This is a genomic window from Streptomyces incarnatus (assembly GCF_001027185.1).
Taxonomy (GTDB): Bacteria; Actinomycetota; Actinomycetes; order Streptomycetales; family Streptomycetaceae; genus Streptomyces; species Streptomyces puniciscabiei.
This window is the reverse complement of record NZ_CP011497.1, coordinates 6,968,681-6,984,784: the sequence shown is the minus strand read 5'-3', so window position 1 is coordinate 6,984,784 and position 16,104 is coordinate 6,968,681. Positions and strand designations below refer to the sequence as shown.

Here is a 16,104-nt window from a genome sequence, read left to right as displayed (position 1 = left end):
GCATGGACAAGGCCCCGTACGGCGCGTACGGGGCCTTGTCCGTGCTATGGCTGCTTACGACCGCGAGCGTCCGGACGTCACGCGGTAGACGTCGTACACGCCCTCCACACCGCGTACGGCCTTCAGGACGTGCCCGAGGTGCTTGGGGTCGCCCATCTCGAAGGTGAACCGGGAGGTGGCCACCCGGTCGCGGGAGGTCTGGACGGCCGCCGAGAGGATGTTGACGTGCTGGTCGGACAGCACGCGGGTGACGTCCGACAGCAGCCGGGAGCGGTCCAACGCCTCCACCTGGATGGCGACCAGGAAGACCGAGGACTGCGTCGGCGCCCACTCGACGTCGAGGATGCGCTCCGGCTCGCGGGACAGCGACTCGACGTTGAGGCAGTCGCTGCGGTGAACCGATACGCCGCTGCCGCGCGTCACGAACCCGATGATCGGGTCGCCCGGTACCGGCGTGCAGCAGCGGGCCAGCTTGACCCACACGTCGTCGACGCCCTTGACGACGACACCCGGGTCGGCGCTGGAGCGGCGCTTGCGGCCACGGGTGCGGGACGGCGGGACCGTCTCGTCGATCTCCTCGGTCGCCGCCTCCTCGCCGCCGAGCGCCTGCACGAGCTTCTGCACGATGTGCTGCGCGGAGACATGCCCCTCGCCGATCGCCGCGTACAGCGCGGAGATGTCCGAGTAGCGCATCTCGTGCGCGAGCGTGACCAGCGAGTCCCCGGTGAGGATGCGCTGGATCGGCAGGTTCTGCTTGCGCATCGCCCGCACGATCGCGTCCTTGCCCTGCTCGATCGCCTCGTCCCGGCGCTCCTTGGAGAACCAGGCCCGGATCTTGTTGCGGGCGCGCGGGGACTTGACGAAGCCGAGCCAGTCGCGGGACGGTCCGGCGCCAGGCGCCTTCGAGGTGAAGACCTCCACCAAGTCGCCGTTGTCCAGGGTGGATTCGAGCGGTACGAGCCTGCCGTTGACCCGCGCTCCTATGGTGCGGTGGCCGACCTCGGTGTGGACGGCGTACGCGAAGTCGACGGGGGTGGCCCCGGCGGGCAGGGCGATGACGTCGCCCTTGGGGGTGAAGACGAAGACCTCGTTGCGGGACAGGTCGAAGCGCAGGGACTCCAGGAACTCGCCCGGGTCCTCGGTCTCCTTCTGCCAGTCCAGCAGCTGCCGCAGCCACGCCATGTCGTTGATGGCGTCCTTGTCCTTGCCGGAGGCCTTGGGCACATCCGTGCGGACCTTGGAGGCGCCGGCGACGGCCTCCTGCTTGTACTTCCAGTGCGCGGCGATGCCGTACTCGGCGCGGCGGTGCATGTCGAAGGTGCGGATCTGCAGCTCGACCGGCTTGCCGTTGGGCCCGATGACCGTCGTGTGCAGCGACTGGTACATGTTGAACTTGGGCATCGCGATGTAGTCCTTGAACCGGCCGGGGACCGGGTTCCATCGCGCGTGCACGGTGCCGAGGGCGGCGTAACAGTCGCGGACGGTGTCGACGAGGACACGGATGCCCACCAGGTCGTAGATCTCGGCGAAGTCGCGGCCCCGCACGATCATCTTCTGGTAGACGCTGTAGTAGTGCTTCGGGCGGCCGGTGACGGTCGCCTTGATGCGGGCGGCGCGCAGGTCGGCCTGGACCTCGTCGGTCACTATGGCCAGGTACTCGTCACGCTTCGGCGCCCTCTCGGCCACCAGCCGTACGATCTCGTCGTACATCTTGGGGTAGAGGATCGCGAACGCGAGGTCCTCCAGCTCCCACTTGATGGTGTTCATGCCGAGGCGGTGGGCGAGCGGCGCGTAGATCTCCAGGGTCTCGCGCGCCTTCTTCTCCTGCTTCTCGCGCTTGAGGTAGCGCATGGTGCGCATGTTGTGCAGGCGGTCGGCGAGCTTGATGACCAGGACGCGCGGGTCCTTGGCCATCGCCACGACCATCTTGCGCACGGTCTCGGCCTGCGCGGCCTCGCCGAACTTGACCTTGTCCAGCTTGGTGACGCCGTCCACGAGCAGGGCGACGGTGTCGCCGAAGTCGCGGCGCAGCTGGTCCAGGCCGTACTCGGTGTCCTCGACGGTGTCGTGCAGGAGGCCGGCCATGAGCGTGGCCGGGTCCATGCCCAGCTCGGCGAGGATCGTGGTCACGGCGAGCGGGTGCGTGATGTACGGGTCGCCGCTCTTGCGCTTCTGGCCGCGGTGCCAGCGCTCGGCGACCTGGTAGGCGCGCTCGATCTGCCGCAGGGTCGAGTTCTCGATCTTCGGGTCGTTGCTGCGCACTATCCGCAGCAGCGGCTCGAGAACCGGGTTGTACGGGTTCGCGCGCTGTACGCCGAGGCGGGCCAGGCGGGCGCGGACGCGGTTGGAGGAGCCGGTGCGGCCGGGCTGGACCATGGGCGGGCGCACCACGGGCGGCTGGGCCGGGCGCTCCGTGGGTGCGGGCTTGGGACGCGAGGCCTCGGCAGCCTTCTCGACGGGCGCGGACTGGGCGTGCTCGATCGGCCCGCGGGTGTCGTTCTTCGCGTTGGACACGTGCGGCGCGGGCTTCGCCGCGGCGGCCGAGGCGGGCTCGGGCTTTGCGGCGGTCAGGTGCTGGGCCTCGTCTGGCAAGAGGACTCCTCGTGCGCGATCCGGGTCCCCCGGTCAGGCTCCGGAGAACCCATGGTAGCGATCCTGCGGCTGGTCATCGCCTTCAGGCGGAAGTGAGGACCGTCTACCCGTGAAACGCGCGAGGTTTCCGTGGGATTCCTGCCGGATTCCTCCGGGGGTCTTGCCGGTGGCCTGCCTCGGCTTCGCCTTCGGCCGGCTTCGTGTTCCCACCCGCACCACCCGTGCGCCTTTCGTCGCCGGGTGCGGGTGGCCCTGGTGGGGCACGATCACCGTCGGCGGCTGCCGGGGGGCGGTCGTGGGCCTGGAGCGGGCACCGTCGCCGTCGACGGCTGCGGGTGGTCCCAGGCCGCGGGTGGTTCCAGGGCCCGGAGACGGCCGACTGTCGACCGCCGGAGCCGGATGCAGATGGCCCTGGTGGGCCACAGCCCACACCCACACCCACACCACCAGCACCAGCACCAGCACCAGCACCAGCACCAGCACCAGCACCAGCATGGGCACGCGCACCGACACCACACTCACACTCACACTCACACTCACACTCACACTCACACTCACACTCACACCCACAGCCACAGCCACAGCCACAGCCACAGCCACAGCCACAGCCACAGGATCACCGGCACCCTGCACCCGGCACCCGTACCCGGCACCGCGTGCCGCACGAATGGGCCCGCGCGTGATGGCGGTGGGAGACGCGGAGCGGCCTGCGGTGGTGTCGCAGGCCGCTCGTGCAGTGGTCCGGTCAGACCTGGAGGAGTGCCTCCAGCGGGGCTCCGGCCAGGGCGGGCTCCAGGCGGGCGCGGCCGCCCAGGAAACCGAGTTCCATCAGCACCGCCAGTCCCGCGACCTCGGCACCGGCGCGCTGGATGAGGTGGATCGCGGCCTCGGCCGTACCGCCCGTGGCGAGGACGTCGTCGACGATCAGGACGCGGTCGCCGGAGGTCAGGTCCTCCGCGTGCACCTCGATCTCGGCCGAGCCGTACTCCAGGTCGTACGCCTGGCGCAGTGTCGCTCCGGGCAGCTTGCCCGCCTTGCGGACCGGGATGAAGCCGAGGCCCGCGCGGACGGCGACCGGGGCGCCGAGGATGAAGCCCCGGGCCTCCAGGCCGACGATCTTGGTCGCGCCGGAGTTCGCGGCGATCTCGGCCAGTGCGTCGGTGAGGGCGGTGAAGGCCGCCGGGTCGGCCAGGAGCGGGGTGATGTCCTTGAACATCACACCCGGCTCCGGGTAGTCGGCGACGTCCCGGATGCGGCTGAGCAGCAGCTCCCTGATCTCGGTCATCGGCGCTTCCCTCCGGAGGGCCGGCCGCGGCCCCGGCTGCGGGACGCGGGCTGGTTGCGGGGGCCCACGACGGCGGGGGCCGCGTCGGAGTCGTCGTCGGCGCGGTCCGCGGCGAGGTCCTCCTCGGCGGCGGCCTGGGCACGCTTGGCCAGGACCCGCTTGGTGAGGGCCTTCATCGCGGGCTCGCGCTCCTTGAGGTCGGCGACGAGCGGCGTGGCGATGAAGATCGACGAGTAGGCACCGGCCGCGAGGCCGACGAACAGCGACAGCGAGATGTCGTTCAGCGTGCCGGCGCCGAGGAAGCCACCGCCGATGAACAGCAGGCCCGCGACCGGCAGCAGGGCGACGACCGTGGTGTTGATCGACCGGACCAGGGTGCCGTTGATCGACCGGTTGGCGATGTCGCTGTAGGTGAAGCGGGTCTGCTTGGTGATGTCCTTCGTCTGCTCCTTGAGGCTGTCGAAGACGACGACCGTGTCGTAGAGCGAGTAACCGAGGATGGTCAGCAGACCGATGACCGTACCGGGCGTGACCTCGAAGCCGACCAGGGCGTAGATACCGGTCGTGATCGTGATGTCGTGGATCAGCGCGACCAGGGCCGCGACGGCCATGCGCCACTCGAAGGCGATGGCCAGGTAGATCACGACGAGCACCATGAAGATCGCCAGGCCCTCCCAGGCCTTGTTGGCGATCTGCTGGCCCCAGCTCGGTCCGACCAGGTCGGCGGCGAGCTTCTCGGGGTTGAGGTTCAGGTCCTTGGCCAGCTCCTGCTTGATCTTGTCGGACTGGCCGGTGTCGATGCCGGCGATCTGGATGCGCAGGCTGCCGTTGCCGAGCTTCTGCACGATCGCCTCATGGCCCGAGGCGTCCTTGGCGTAGTTCTCCGCCTGGGCCACCGAGGTGCTCATGTGGGTCGGCGTGGTGAAGACCGCGCCGCCCTTGAACTCGATGCCCATGTTCAGCCCGCGCACCGCCAGGCCGAGGATGGCCGTGATGGTGATCAGGATGGAGACGCCGTACCAGATCTTGCGCTTGCCGACGAAGTCGTACGAGATCTCGCCGCGGTGCAGTCGAGCGCCGAGGTTGCCGAGTTTCGACATCGCTCACGCCTCCTTCGGGTCGACAGGGCCGGCGGCGGGACCGGCGGGACGGCGGGTGCGGCGCAGCGGCGGCTTGGCACCCAGGCTCTGCGGATCGAGGCCCGACCACTTGTGGCCGTTCGCGAAGAACTTGCGGCGGGCGAGGAGCGTCATCAGCGGCTTGGTGAACAGGAAGACGACGACGACGTCGAGCAGGGTGGTCAGGCCGAGCGTGAACGCGAAGCCCTGGACCTTGCCGACGGTCACGATGAACAGCACGGCGGCGGCCAGGAACGACACGAAGTCGGAGACGAGGACCGTGCGCCGGGCGCGCGGCCAGGCCCGCTCGACGGCGGGGCGCAGCGAGCGGCCCTCGCGGATCTCGTCCCGGATGCGTTCGAAGTACACGATGAACGAGTCGGCGGTGATACCGATGGCCACGATGGCACCGCAGACCGCCGGCAGGTTGAGCGCGAAGTGGATGGCCGGGCCCAGCAACGACATGATCACGTAGGTGAGGACCGCGGAGACCACCAGCGAGGCCATGGCGACGACCGACAGGCCGCGGTAGTAGACGACCAGGTAGATCACGACCAGGCCGAGCCCGATCGCGCCGGCCAGCAGACCGGCGTGCAGCTGCTCACCGCCGAGCGCGGCGGTGACGGTGGTGACGGACTGCTCCTGGAAGGAGAGCGGCAGGGCGCCGTACGACAGCATGTTGGCGAGGCTCTGGGCGTCCTGCTGGGTGAAGCTGCCGGAGATCTCCGCCTGGCCGCCCGTGATGGCCGTCTGCACGTACGGGCTGGAGACGACGTCGCCGTCCAGGACGATGGCGAACTCGTTCTGCGGCTGCTGGTTCTTCGCCAGCGCGCCGGTGATGTCGGCGAACTTCGTGGCGCCGCTGCTGCTGAAGGTCATCTGGACCTGCCAGCCGGAGGCGCCCTGGGTGTCGAAGACGGCCTGCGCCTTCTTCACCTCGGTGCCGTCGACGGCGACCGGGCCGAGGATGTACTTGTACCAGACCTTCCTGATCTGGCCGCAGGCGATGGTGGGCTCACCGGGCTTGGCGGCGCCTCCGACCTTGGCCCGCTCGGCGGGCTTGGTGCAGTCCAGGGCGGCGTACTGCGCCTGGAGCTTGGCGGCGGCGGTGGCGGCGCTGGAGGAGGCCGACGGGGTGGCCGAGGGGGTGGCCGACGGCTTGGTGCTGCCGGAGGCGGACGAGCTCGGCGTGGGGGTGGAGCCGGCCTTCAGCGCGTCGCTGACGGCACGGCCCTGGGAGGTCGCCGAGGCCGTGGGCGACGGGGAGCCCGAGGAGGACGAGGACGCCTTCTGCTTGGCGGAGGCGCTGCTGGAGGGGCTCGTGCCCGGCTTCGGCGAGGAGCTGCCGCTGGGGGTCGCGCTCGGCGACGGGGTCTGCGTGGCGCCGGTGCTGGGCTCGCTGGCCAGGACCGGACGGAAGTACAGCTTGGCGGTGGTGCCGACCTGCTGCTGGGCTTCCTTGGAGTTGGTGCCCTTGGGGATGTTGACGATGATGTTGTCGGTCCCCTGGGTCTGCACCTCCGCCTCGGAGACGCCGAGGCCGTTGACACGGCGGTTCATGATGTCGACCGCGGTGTCCATGTTGGCCTTGTTGATCGCGGACCCCTGGTCGGCCTTCGCCTTGAGCGTGATGCTCGTGCCACCGGCGAGGTCGATGCCGAGACGCGGAGTCTTGTTCCCGGACAGGAACATGCCTCCGGTGAGCGCCACGATGGCGATCAGGATGAGGGCCAGCGAGCGCCCTGGCTTGCTCTGGGCGCTCGCGCTCCGGCCCCTCTTGGGTGCTGCCACCTTCTCGTACTCCCTCTCGGGCCGCCCCACGCGGTCGGCGCGGTCGGCCATGACATGGTGTCGGGCTGTTCCGTGCGGGAAACAGACGCCCGGTGGTGCGCGGGGCGCGATCATGCCGCGCAGCGCACCACCGGGGCGTGACTACTTCGCGTCGGAGTCGCCGTCGGTCTTCTTCGGCTCGTCGTCCGCCTTGGCCTCGGCGGCCTCGGCCGTGTCGGTGCCGTCCTCGTCGGCGTCCTTCTTACCGAGGTCGACGGCCTTGTCGTCGGAGGCGGCGGCAGCGGGCGAGTCGGACTCGTCGCTCTCGGTGAGGGAGGAGGCGTCGTCCGGGACGATGTCGGCGTCGGACTTCAGGTCGTGCTCGATGCCGTGGACGATGCGGTTGTACTCGTCGTCGGTGAGGACGGCACCGATCGCGTTCTTGGCGAAGAGGAGCTCGACGCCCGGGCCGGCGTCGAGGAGGACCGTGTCCTCGTTGACCTCCTTGACCGTCGCGTACATTCCCCCGATCGTGCGGACACCGGAGCCGGGCTGCATCTCGTTCCGCATGTTGGCGGCCTGCTGCTGCTTCTTCTTGGCCGAGCGCGTCATCAGGAACATGGCCGCGATGAGCACGATGAAGGGGAGAAGGGTAAAGGCATTCACGGGACGGGGTTTCCTTCGCGCGACCGCGACGGAGAGCGGCCTGTTGATGGGGGTGTGGGTCGGCGCCGCCCGCAAAGGCGGCATCGGCGGAGTCTAAGCGAGTCCGCGTGCATGGAACAACGCTCAGCATTGCACCTGAGTTCCTGCCGAGGCCAATGCCCTCGCCGTCCGGAGACGACCTCGCGCCGTCAGGTCCCGAACAGGTCCTGTTGTCCGTTTCCCCCGGTCGTCCCCCCGGTCGCGCCCCCGCTCGCCGAGGGCGGCGGGGTGAGGCCGAGGTGCGCCCAGGCGGCCGGGGTGGCGATCCGGCCGCGCGGGGTGCGGGCCAGCAGTCCCTCCCGGACGAGGAACGGTTCGGCGACCTCCTCGACGGTCTCCCGCTCCTCCCCCACCGCGACGGCGAGCGTGGACAGGCCGACCGGGCCGCCGCCGAAGAGCTTCAGCAGGGCCTGGAGGACGGCGCGGTCGAGGCGGTCGAGGCCGCGCGCGTCGACCTCGTAGACGGCGAGGGCCGCTGCGGCGATCTCGCGGGTGATCACGCCGTCCGCCTTGACCTGCGCATAGTCGCGGACGCGGCGCAGCAGGCGGTTGGCGATGCGGGGGGTGCCCCGGGAGCGGCCGGCGATCTCGGCGGCGCCGTCCGGCTCGATCTCCACGTCCAGCAGGCGCGCCGAGCGGTGCACGACCCGCTCCAGCTCGTGCGGCTCGTAGAACTCCATGTGCGCCGTGAAGCCGAAGCGGTCGCGCAGCGGGGGCGGCAGCAGGCCCGCGCGCGTGGTGGCGCCGACCAGGGTGAAGGGCGGCAGCTCCAGCGGGATCGCGGTGGCGCCGGGGCCCTTGCCGACGATGACGTCGACGCGGAAGTCCTCCATCGCCATGTACAGCATCTCCTCGGCGGGCCGGGACATGCGGTGGATCTCGTCGAGGAAGAGGACCTCGCCCTCCTGGAGGGAGGAGAGGATCGCGGCGAGGTCGCCGGCATGCTGGATGGCGGGGCCGGAGGTGATGCGGATGGGGGCGCCCATCTCGGCGGCGATGATCATCGACAGAGTGGTCTTGCCGAGGCCGGGCGCGCCGGAGAGCAGCACGTGGTCGGCGGTGGCGCCCCGCGCGCGTGCGGCCCGCAGGACGAGGTCGAGCTGTTCGCGGACCTTCTCCTGGCCGATGAACTCGCCGAGGTCCTTGGGGCGCAGGGCGGCCTCGACCGCCTGGTCCTCCCGGTCGGCGGACGCACCGACGAGCCGCTCGGGGGCGGGGGTGCCGGCCGTGTCGTCCCAGTTCATGTGATGTGTGCCTTCGGCTAGGGGGGTCAGCGGGCGCGGTTCAGGGTCTGCAGAGCGGCCCTCAGCAGCTGTCCGACCTGCGGGGTGCCGCCCGCGGCCTCGGCCTGGGGCGCCACGGCGGCCACGGCCTCGTCGGCCTCGCGGGTGGCGTAGCCGAGGCCGATGAGGGCGGCGTGCAGCTGGTCGCGCCAGCCCTGGGTGACCGGGGCGCCGACCGCGGGCGCGCCGACGGGCTCGCCGAGCCGGTCCTTCAGCTCCAGCAGCAGCTTCTGCGCGCCCTTCTTGCCGATGCCCGGGACGGCGGTGAGCGCCTTCTCGTCACCGGTGGCGACGGCGCGGCGCAGCGCGTCCGGCGTGTGCACGGCGAGCATGGCCTGGGCCAGGCGCGGGCCGACACCGCTCGCGGTCTGCAGCAGCTCGAAGACCTGGCGCTCGTCGTCGTCGGCGAAGCCGTACAGGGTCAGCGAGTCCTCGCGGACGACGAGGGAGGTGTGCAGCTTGGCCGACTTGCCGATGCGGAGCGTGGACAGCGTGTTCGGCGTGCACTGGACGGCCATGCCCACGCCGCCGACCTCGACGACCGCGGCGTCCGGGGCGAGCGCGGCGACCGTGCCGCTGACGAAGGCGATCATGCCGTACGGCCTTTCGTTGCGTGGACTGTGTGGCGGGCGACCGCCTGCTGGAGCCGGTTCTGCGCGGGGGCGCGCCAGATGTGGCAGATGGCGAGCGCGAGGGCGTCGGCGGCGTCGGCCGGCTTCGGTGGCGCGGAGAGCCGGAGCAGCCGGGTGACCATGGCACCGACCTGCGCCTTGTCGGCGCGTCCTGAGCCGGTGACGGCGGCCTTGACCTCGCTGGGCGTGTGCAGCGCGACGGGAATGCCGCGGCGGGCGGCGCACAGCATGGCCACGGCGCTGGCCTGGGCGGTGCCCATCACCGTGCGCACGTTGTGCTGGCTGAAGACGCGCTCGACGGCGACGAACTCGGGCCGGTGCTCGTCCAGCCACTGCTCGATGCCCTGCTCGACGGCGAGGAGGCGGTGGCCGAGGTCGGCGTCCACGGGCGTGCGCACGACGCCGACGCCGAGCATGGTGAGCGGGCGGCCCGCGACCCCCTCGACGACGCCGACACCACACCGGGTCAGCCCCGGATCCACCCCCAGTACCCGCACCGAACCCTTCCCTTCCCGACTCGCTCAGCTGTTTGTGCAGGCTATCGGGTGCCACTGACAATGACGGCGGGCCGGTGGTACGTGTCCCACCGGCCCGCCGTGATTCCGCTGAACCCGCGGAGCGTTACGCGTCGACCTTCTCCATGATCTCGTCGCTCACGTCGAAGTTGGCGAACACGTTCTGCACGTCGTCGCTGTCCTCGAGCGCGTCGATCAGCTTGAAGATCTTCTTGGCGCCCTCCTCGTCCAGTTCGACCTGCATGGTCGGGACGAAGTTGGCGTCGGCGGACTCGTAGTCGATGCCGGCCTCCTGGAGGGCGGTGCGGACCGCCACCAGGTCGGTCGCCTCGCTGATGACCTCGAAGTTCTCGCCCAGGTCGTTGACTTCCTCGGCACCGGCGTCCAGGACGGCGCCGAGCACGTCGTCCTCGGTCAGCTCGCCCTTGGGGACGATGACGACACCCTTGCGGTTGAACAGGTACGACACCGAGCCCGGGTCGGCCATGGAGCCGCCGTTGCGGGTCATGGCGACGCGGACGTCGGAGGCGGCGCGGTTGCGGTTGTCGGTGAGGCACTCGATGAGCACCGCGACGCCGTTCGGGCCGTAGCCCTCGTACATGATCGTCTCGTAGTCGGCGCCGCCGGCCTCCAGGCCCGCGCCGCGCTTGACCGCGGAGTCGATGTTCTTGTTCGGGACCGACTGCTTCTTCGCCTTCTGGATGGCGTCGTACAGCGTCGGGTTGCCGTCCGGGTCGGCACCGCCCATGCGGGCCGCGACCTCGATGTTCTTGATCAGCTTCGCGAAGAGCTTGCCGCGCTTGGCATCGATCACGGCCTTCTTGTGCTTCGTCGTGGCCCATTTAGAGTGGCCGGACATCTGCCTGTCTCCTTCGCGTAACCAATCTCTGTACGAACGTCAGAGATCCTACAAGGACTCTCACGCTCGGTTGGCGCGCACCATGTCGACGAACAGGGAGTGCACGCGGTGGTCGCCGGTCAGTTCCGGGTGGAACGACGTGGCGAGCGCGTTGCCCTGGCGGACGGCGACGATGTGACCGTCGTGCTCGGCGAGCACCTCGGCCCCGGCGCCGACGGACTCCACCCAGGGGGCGCGGATGAAGACGCCCTCCACAGGATCGCCCGGGATGCCCTTCACGTCGACCGCGGCCTCGAACGACTCGTTCTGCCGGCCGAAGGCGTTGCGGCGCACGATCATGTCGATGCCGCCGATCGTCTCCTGGCCCGAGCGCGGGTCGAGGATCTTGTCGGCGAGCATGATCATGCCCGCGCAGGTGCCGTAGACGGGCATGCCGTCGGCCACGTGCGCGCGAAGGGGCTCCATCACGCCGAAGAGGACGGCCAGCTTGGAGATGGTGGTGGACTCGCCGCCGGGCAGGACGAGACCGTCGACCTCGGCGAGTTCCTCGGGGCGCCGCACCGGCCTGGCCACGGCGTCGGCCGCGGCCAGGGCGATGAGGTGCTCCCGTACGTCGCCCTGGAGGGCCAGGACGCCTATGACAGGAGTGTTCATGGGGTTCAGTACCTGGTCCGTACCGGTGTGCTTACCAGCCGCGGTTGGCGTAGCGCTCGGTCTCGGGGAGGGTGTCGCAGTTGATGCCGACCATGGCCTCGCCGAGGTTGCGCGACGCGTCCGCGATGATCTTCGGGTCGTCGTAGAAGGTGGTGGCCTTCACGATGGCGGCGGCGCGCTTGGCCGGGTCGCCGGACTTGAAGATGCCGGAGCCGACGAACACGCCCTCGGCGCCGAGCTGGCGCATCAGGGCCGCGTCGGCCGGGGTGGCGACGCCACCGGCGGAGAAGAGGACCACCGGGAGCTTGCCCAGCTCGGCGACCTCCTTGACCAGCTCGTAGGGGGCGCGCAGATCCTTGGCGGCGGCGTACAGCTCGTGGTTGTCGAAGCCGCGCAGGCGGGCGATCTCGTTCTTGATCTGGCGCAGGTGGCGGACGGCCTCGACCACGTTGCCGGTGCCGGCCTCGCCCTTGGAGCGGATCATCGCGGCGCCCTCGGCGATGCGGCGCAGGGCCTCGCCCAGGTTGGTGGCACCACACACGAACGGGGTGGTGAAGGCCCACTTGTCGGAGTGGTTGACCTCGTCGGCCGGGGTGAGGACCTCGGACTCGTCGATGTAGTCGACGCCGAGGGACTGCAGCACCTGGGCCTCGACGAAGTGGCCGATGCGGGACTTGGCCATGACCGGGATCGAGACGGCGTTGATGATGCCCTCGATCATGTCCGGGTCGGACATACGGGCCACGCCGCCGTCCTTGCGGATGTCGGCCGGGACCCGCTCCAGGGCCATGACGGCGACGGCGCCCGCGTCCTCGGCGATCTTCGCCTGCTCCGGCGTGACGACGTCCATGATCACGCCGCCCTTGAGCTGCTCGGCCATGCCACGCTTCACGCGCGCGGTGCCGGTCTCGGGAGCCTGGTTCTCGATGGTGGACACGGGTGACCTCACTGATGGGAAAGAGGGTTTTCTGCACCGACGAGGAAACGCGAGTGGACCAGGCCACAGCAAGGGCCAATGGCAAGCCGGTGGATCCTTTTCGCCGGCCGGCCCTCAGGAGACCCGCTCGACCAGGGCGGCCGGCGGCTCGTCGTCCATCTCGAAGGCCAGGGGGAACGGGGCGTGGCCGGCCAGCCGGAACCAGCGGACCTTGCGGTGTTCTCGGAGCCTGCGGGCGGCTCCCACGGCGTCGTTGTGGAAGCGGCGGGCCATCGGGACCCGGCGGACGGCCTCGGCCAGCTCACGGGCCGCCTCCTCGCCGCCAGGGGCCTCGCGCACGGCCTCCACCTGGCCCGGGTCCCCGAAGACCGCGCGCAGCGCCTGGCTCAGCTCGCTCTCGGCGATCTCCCGCTGCTCCTCCTCCGCCTGCCGGGCGGCGTGCGCGGCCTCGTACAGCACGATCGAGGCGGCCGGGTCCAGCACGCCCGAGGTGGCCAGCTCCTGCGCGACGGAGGCCCGGCGCAGCAGCTGCGCGTCGAGCGCGGCACGCGCGGCGTCCATCCGCACGTGCAGCCGGTCCAGCCGCCCGGCCGTCCAGCTCAGGTACACGCCGATCGCGACGAGTGCGACGAGGATCCAGATGAGGGTTGCGGTCACGCCGGAAGGCTATCGGCTGCGGGAACCCGCCCCTCATGCCCGTCCCGCACCGGCTACGGCCACCATCGGCCCGGGGCGACGCGCCCGCGTCGGACACCGCGCCGCGGGCCCGGTCGGGCTGATCGCGGCTCCGCACCTGCGGTGCGCGGGAGAGGCCCGTGGGCCGAGGCTGCGGCCCGGTCCCGGAGAGGCCCGTGGGCCGAAGCTGCGGCTCGGTCCCGAAGAGGCCCACCCCCGGCCCACCCCCCGCGCCCACAGCCCGAGCCACGGGCCTGCCGCCCCGCGCCGCGGACTCAGTCCCGGGCGAGCCCGAACCGGGCCCGCAGGCCCGTCGTCCGTTCGTCCGCCGCGACCGCTGCCGCGCCGGCGGTCACGGTCTCGTAGACGGACAAGATGTCGGCGCCGACCGTCGACCAGTCGAACCGCCGCACATGGGCGCTGCCGCGTTCGCGCAGTTCGGTGCGGCGGGCCGGGTCCGCCAGGAGTCGTACGGCGGCCTCGGCGAGCGCGTCGGCGTCCTCGTTGGCGAAGACCTCGCCCGCCTCACCCTGGTCGAGGACCTGCACGAAGGCGTCCAGGTCGGAGGCGAGCACGGGCGCGCCCGCGGACATCGCCTCGACCAGGATGATGCCGAAGCTCTCGCCGCCGGTGTTGGGCGCGACGTACAGGTCGACGCTGCGCAGGAAGCGCGCCTTGTCCTCATCGCTGATCATGCCGAGGAACTCCACGCGTGAGCGCAGCTCCTTCGGCAGGTCCTCGACGGCCGCCTCCTCGTCGCCCCGGCCGGCGACCAGGAGACGCGTCTGCGGGCGGGCGTCCAGGATCTTCGGCAGGGCCTTCATCAGGACCGGCAGGCCCTTGCGGGGCTCGTCGATGCGGCCGATGAACCCGATGGTGTCGCCCTGCCACTCCGGGTTCGGGTCGGCCTTGGCGAAGAAGTCCACGTCGACGCCGTTGGGGATGACCACCGCGTCCCCGCCGAGGTGTTCGACCAGCGTCCGGCGGGCGTACTCGCTGACCGCGATCCGGGCGCTGATCTTCTCCAGGGCCGCCTGCAGGATGGAGTACGCGGCGATCATGGCGCGCGAGCGGGGGTTGGAGGTGTGGAAGGTGGCCACGATCGGGCCGGAGGCCGCCCAGCAGGTCAGCAGGCCCAGCGAGGGCGAGGTCGGCTCGTGGATGTGGACCACGTCGAAGGCGCCCTCGTGCAGCCAGCGCCGCACCCGCGCGGCCGACAGGAAGCCGAAGTTGAGGCGGGCCACCGAGCCGTTGTACGGCACCGGGACCGCGCGGCCGGCCGAGACGACGTACGGCGGCAGCGGGGTGTCGTCGTCGGCCGGGGCCAGGACGGACACGTCGTGGCCGAGGCGGAGGAAGTACTCGGCGAGGTCGCGGATGTGGAACTGGACGCCACCGGGCACGTCCCAGGAGTACGGGCAGACGATCCCGATTCTCACGAGGGTCCCTTCGCGGGGTCGAGGTCGGCGAGCCACAGCCGCTGCAGCATGTGCCAGTCCTCCGGATGGTCGGCGATCCCGGTGGCGAAGGCGTCGGCCAGCGCCTGTGTCATGACAGACGTCTTCTCGGCCCGGTCACCTGACTCGGGTACCTCGACCGGGGGATGCACACGGCCCTGCATGACGGGCGAGTCGTCGTACCAGAGCGTGACCGGGAGCAGCAGGGCGCCGGTCTGCTGGGCGAGCAGGGCCGGGCCCGCGGGCATCCGGGTCTTCTCGCCGAAGAAGTCGACCTCGACGCCGGAGGCGGACAGGTCCCGGTCGGCGACCAGGCAGACCAGTCCGCCGTCGCGCAGCCTGCGGGCCAGGGTGCCGAAGGCGGAGCCGCCGCTGTGCGGCAGGACCTCCATGCCGAGGCCCTCCCGGTAGGCGACGAACCGGTCGTACAGGGTCTCGGGCTTCAGGCGCTCGGCGACCGTCGTGAACGGCGTCCGGAGCTTGGTGGTGACCCAGGCGCCGGCCAGGTCGTAGTTGGCCATGTGCGGGAGCGCGAGGACCACGCCCTGGCCGGCGGCCAGCCCGTCGGTCAGGAAATGTATGTCCTTGGGGTCGAAGCCCGACTTCACGCGCTCGCGGCTCCAGGCGGGCAGCCGGAAGGACTCCATCCAGTAGCGCAGGTACGAGCGCATGCCCGCTCGGGACAGCTCGCGCAGCCGCTCCGGGCCGGCGTCGGGCAGCACGCGCGCGTAGTTGGATTCCAGGCGCTGTACGCCCTTGCCGCGCTGTTTCCAGGTGAGGTCGGCGATGGTCTGCCCGAGACGGACCGCGACGGGTTCCGGGAGCTTCTTGACGGTGCTCCAGCCGAGCCCGTACAGCGCGTCGGTGAGCCGTTCCCCGGCGCTCACTTCGCGGCCTCACTGGGGCTCTGCCGGGCCGCTTCGGCCTCGGCCTCGGCGGACTCGCGGCGGACGGTGACGACCCGCTGGACCAGCGTGACGAGGCTGCCGACGGCCACGATCCACAGGGCGATCGGCAGCAGCCACTGGATGCCGGGAACGCCGAACTTGTGCAGGCCCGCGAAGCCGGCCGCGACCAGCGAGATCACCAGCCGTTCGGCGCGTTCGACGAGGCCGTTGACGGCGACCGGCAGCCCGATCGACTCGCCGCGCGCCTTGGTGTACGACACCACCTGGCCGCTGGCCAGGCAGAAGATCGAGACGGCGCACAGCGCGTTGTCGTTCCCGTGGCCGGCGTACCAGAGCGCGAAGCCGCCGAAGATCGCGCCGTCGGCGACCCGGTCGAGGGTGGAGTCCAGGAAGGCGCCCCAGCGGCTGGAGCGGCCCAGCTGGCGGGCCATGTTGCCGTCGACCAGGTCGGAGAAGACGAACAGGGTGATCACGACCGTGCCCCAGAAGAACTCGCCCCGGGGGTAGAAGACCAGCGCGCCCGCGACCACACCGGCCGTGCCGATGAGCGTGACCGTGTCGGGGCTCACGCCCCGGCGGATGAGAAACGCGGCGAACGGTGTGAGGACACGCGTGAAGAATGCACGCGCGTACTTGTTCAGCATGGCCTTCCCGACGGTCGGTGTCGCCGCGGCCCCTGGTGGCCTCCGGCTGGCCCATCGTAGCCACGCGCGC

General features: G+C 70.9%; 15 protein-coding genes. All 15 read right to left on the bottom strand.

Features of this window, described 5'->3' with window-relative positions; all coding sequences use genetic code 11:
* Positions 1 to 54: 54 nt before the first annotated feature.
* The gene (locus ABB07_RS31690; RefSeq protein ID WP_208901929.1) at positions 55 to 2,592 is read right to left on the bottom strand and encodes a RelA/SpoT family protein; all 2,538 of its coding nucleotides are present in this window, start codon (positions 2,590 to 2,592) and stop codon (positions 55 to 57) included.
* 745 nt (positions 2,593 to 3,337) lie between these two features.
* A complete protein-coding gene (locus ABB07_RS31685; protein WP_208901928.1) occupies positions 3,338 to 3,877 on the bottom strand; it encodes an adenine phosphoribosyltransferase in 540 nt (179 codons plus the stop codon).
* Positions 3,874 to 4,977: a protein translocase subunit SecF gene (gene secF / locus ABB07_RS31680; RefSeq protein ID WP_208901927.1), complete on the bottom strand. Its 1,104-nt coding sequence runs from the start codon at positions 4,975 to 4,977 to the stop codon at positions 3,874 to 3,876. The genes ABB07_RS31685 and secF overlap by 4 nt, the downstream gene beginning before the upstream one ends.
* Before the next feature lie 3 nt (positions 4,978 to 4,980).
* The gene (secD, locus tag ABB07_RS31675) at positions 4,981 to 6,786 is read right to left on the bottom strand and encodes a protein translocase subunit SecD (RefSeq protein WP_208901926.1); all 1,806 of its coding nucleotides are present in this window, start codon (positions 6,784 to 6,786) and stop codon (positions 4,981 to 4,983) included.
* Between the two features lie 141 nt (positions 6,787 to 6,927).
* Entirely contained in the window at positions 6,928 to 7,431 is a 504-nt protein-coding gene (gene yajC / locus ABB07_RS31670; protein ID WP_208901925.1) for a preprotein translocase subunit YajC, read from the bottom strand.
* A 188-nt stretch (positions 7,432 to 7,619) separates the two neighbouring features.
* Positions 7,620 to 8,714 carry a Holliday junction branch migration DNA helicase RuvB gene (ruvB, locus tag ABB07_RS31665; protein ID WP_208901924.1) on the bottom strand — a complete coding sequence of 365 codons (1,095 nt, stop codon included), beginning with the start codon at positions 8,712 to 8,714 and terminating at the stop codon, positions 7,620 to 7,622.
* A 26-nt stretch (positions 8,715 to 8,740) separates the two neighbouring features.
* Positions 8,741 to 9,346 carry a Holliday junction branch migration protein RuvA gene (ruvA, locus tag ABB07_RS31660; protein ID WP_208901923.1) on the bottom strand — a complete coding sequence of 202 codons (606 nt, stop codon included), beginning with the start codon at positions 9,344 to 9,346 and terminating at the stop codon, positions 8,741 to 8,743.
* Complete coding sequence (gene ruvC / locus ABB07_RS31655) at positions 9,343 to 9,882, bottom strand: crossover junction endodeoxyribonuclease RuvC (RefSeq protein WP_208901922.1); 540 nt, start codon at positions 9,880 to 9,882, stop codon at positions 9,343 to 9,345. The genes ruvA and ruvC overlap by 4 nt, the downstream gene beginning before the upstream one ends.
* Before the next feature lie 124 nt (positions 9,883 to 10,006).
* Positions 10,007 to 10,759: a YebC/PmpR family DNA-binding transcriptional regulator gene (locus ABB07_RS31650; protein ID WP_208901921.1), complete on the bottom strand. Its 753-nt coding sequence runs from the start codon at positions 10,757 to 10,759 to the stop codon at positions 10,007 to 10,009.
* 60 nt (positions 10,760 to 10,819) lie between these two features.
* A complete protein-coding gene (pdxT, locus tag ABB07_RS31645) occupies positions 10,820 to 11,413 on the bottom strand; it encodes a pyridoxal 5'-phosphate synthase glutaminase subunit PdxT (RefSeq protein ID WP_208901920.1) in 594 nt (197 codons plus the stop codon).
* 31 nt (positions 11,414 to 11,444) lie between these two features.
* The gene (gene pdxS / locus ABB07_RS31640; protein ID WP_208901919.1) at positions 11,445 to 12,350 is read right to left on the bottom strand and encodes a pyridoxal 5'-phosphate synthase lyase subunit PdxS; all 906 of its coding nucleotides are present in this window, start codon (positions 12,348 to 12,350) and stop codon (positions 11,445 to 11,447) included.
* 114 nt (positions 12,351 to 12,464) lie between these two features.
* Positions 12,465 to 13,007 carry a LemA family protein gene (locus ABB07_RS31635; RefSeq protein WP_208901918.1) on the bottom strand — a complete coding sequence of 181 codons (543 nt, stop codon included), beginning with the start codon at positions 13,005 to 13,007 and terminating at the stop codon, positions 12,465 to 12,467.
* Positions 13,008 to 13,300: 293 nt separating this feature from the next.
* Positions 13,301 to 14,464, bottom strand: a complete 1,164-nt coding sequence (locus tag ABB07_RS31630) for a glycosyltransferase family 4 protein (protein WP_208901917.1) — start codon at positions 14,462 to 14,464, stop codon at positions 13,301 to 13,303.
* Entirely contained in the window at positions 14,461 to 15,369 is a 909-nt protein-coding gene (locus ABB07_RS31625) for a phosphatidylinositol mannoside acyltransferase (protein WP_208901916.1), read from the bottom strand. Before ABB07_RS31625 ends, ABB07_RS31630 begins: the two co-directional genes overlap by 4 nt.
* Positions 15,366 to 16,034 carry a phosphatidylinositol phosphate synthase gene (pgsA, locus tag ABB07_RS31620; RefSeq protein ID WP_208901915.1) on the bottom strand — a complete coding sequence of 223 codons (669 nt, stop codon included), beginning with the start codon at positions 16,032 to 16,034 and terminating at the stop codon, positions 15,366 to 15,368. The genes ABB07_RS31625 and pgsA overlap by 4 nt, the downstream gene beginning before the upstream one ends.
* Positions 16,035 to 16,104 lie beyond the last annotated feature (70 nt).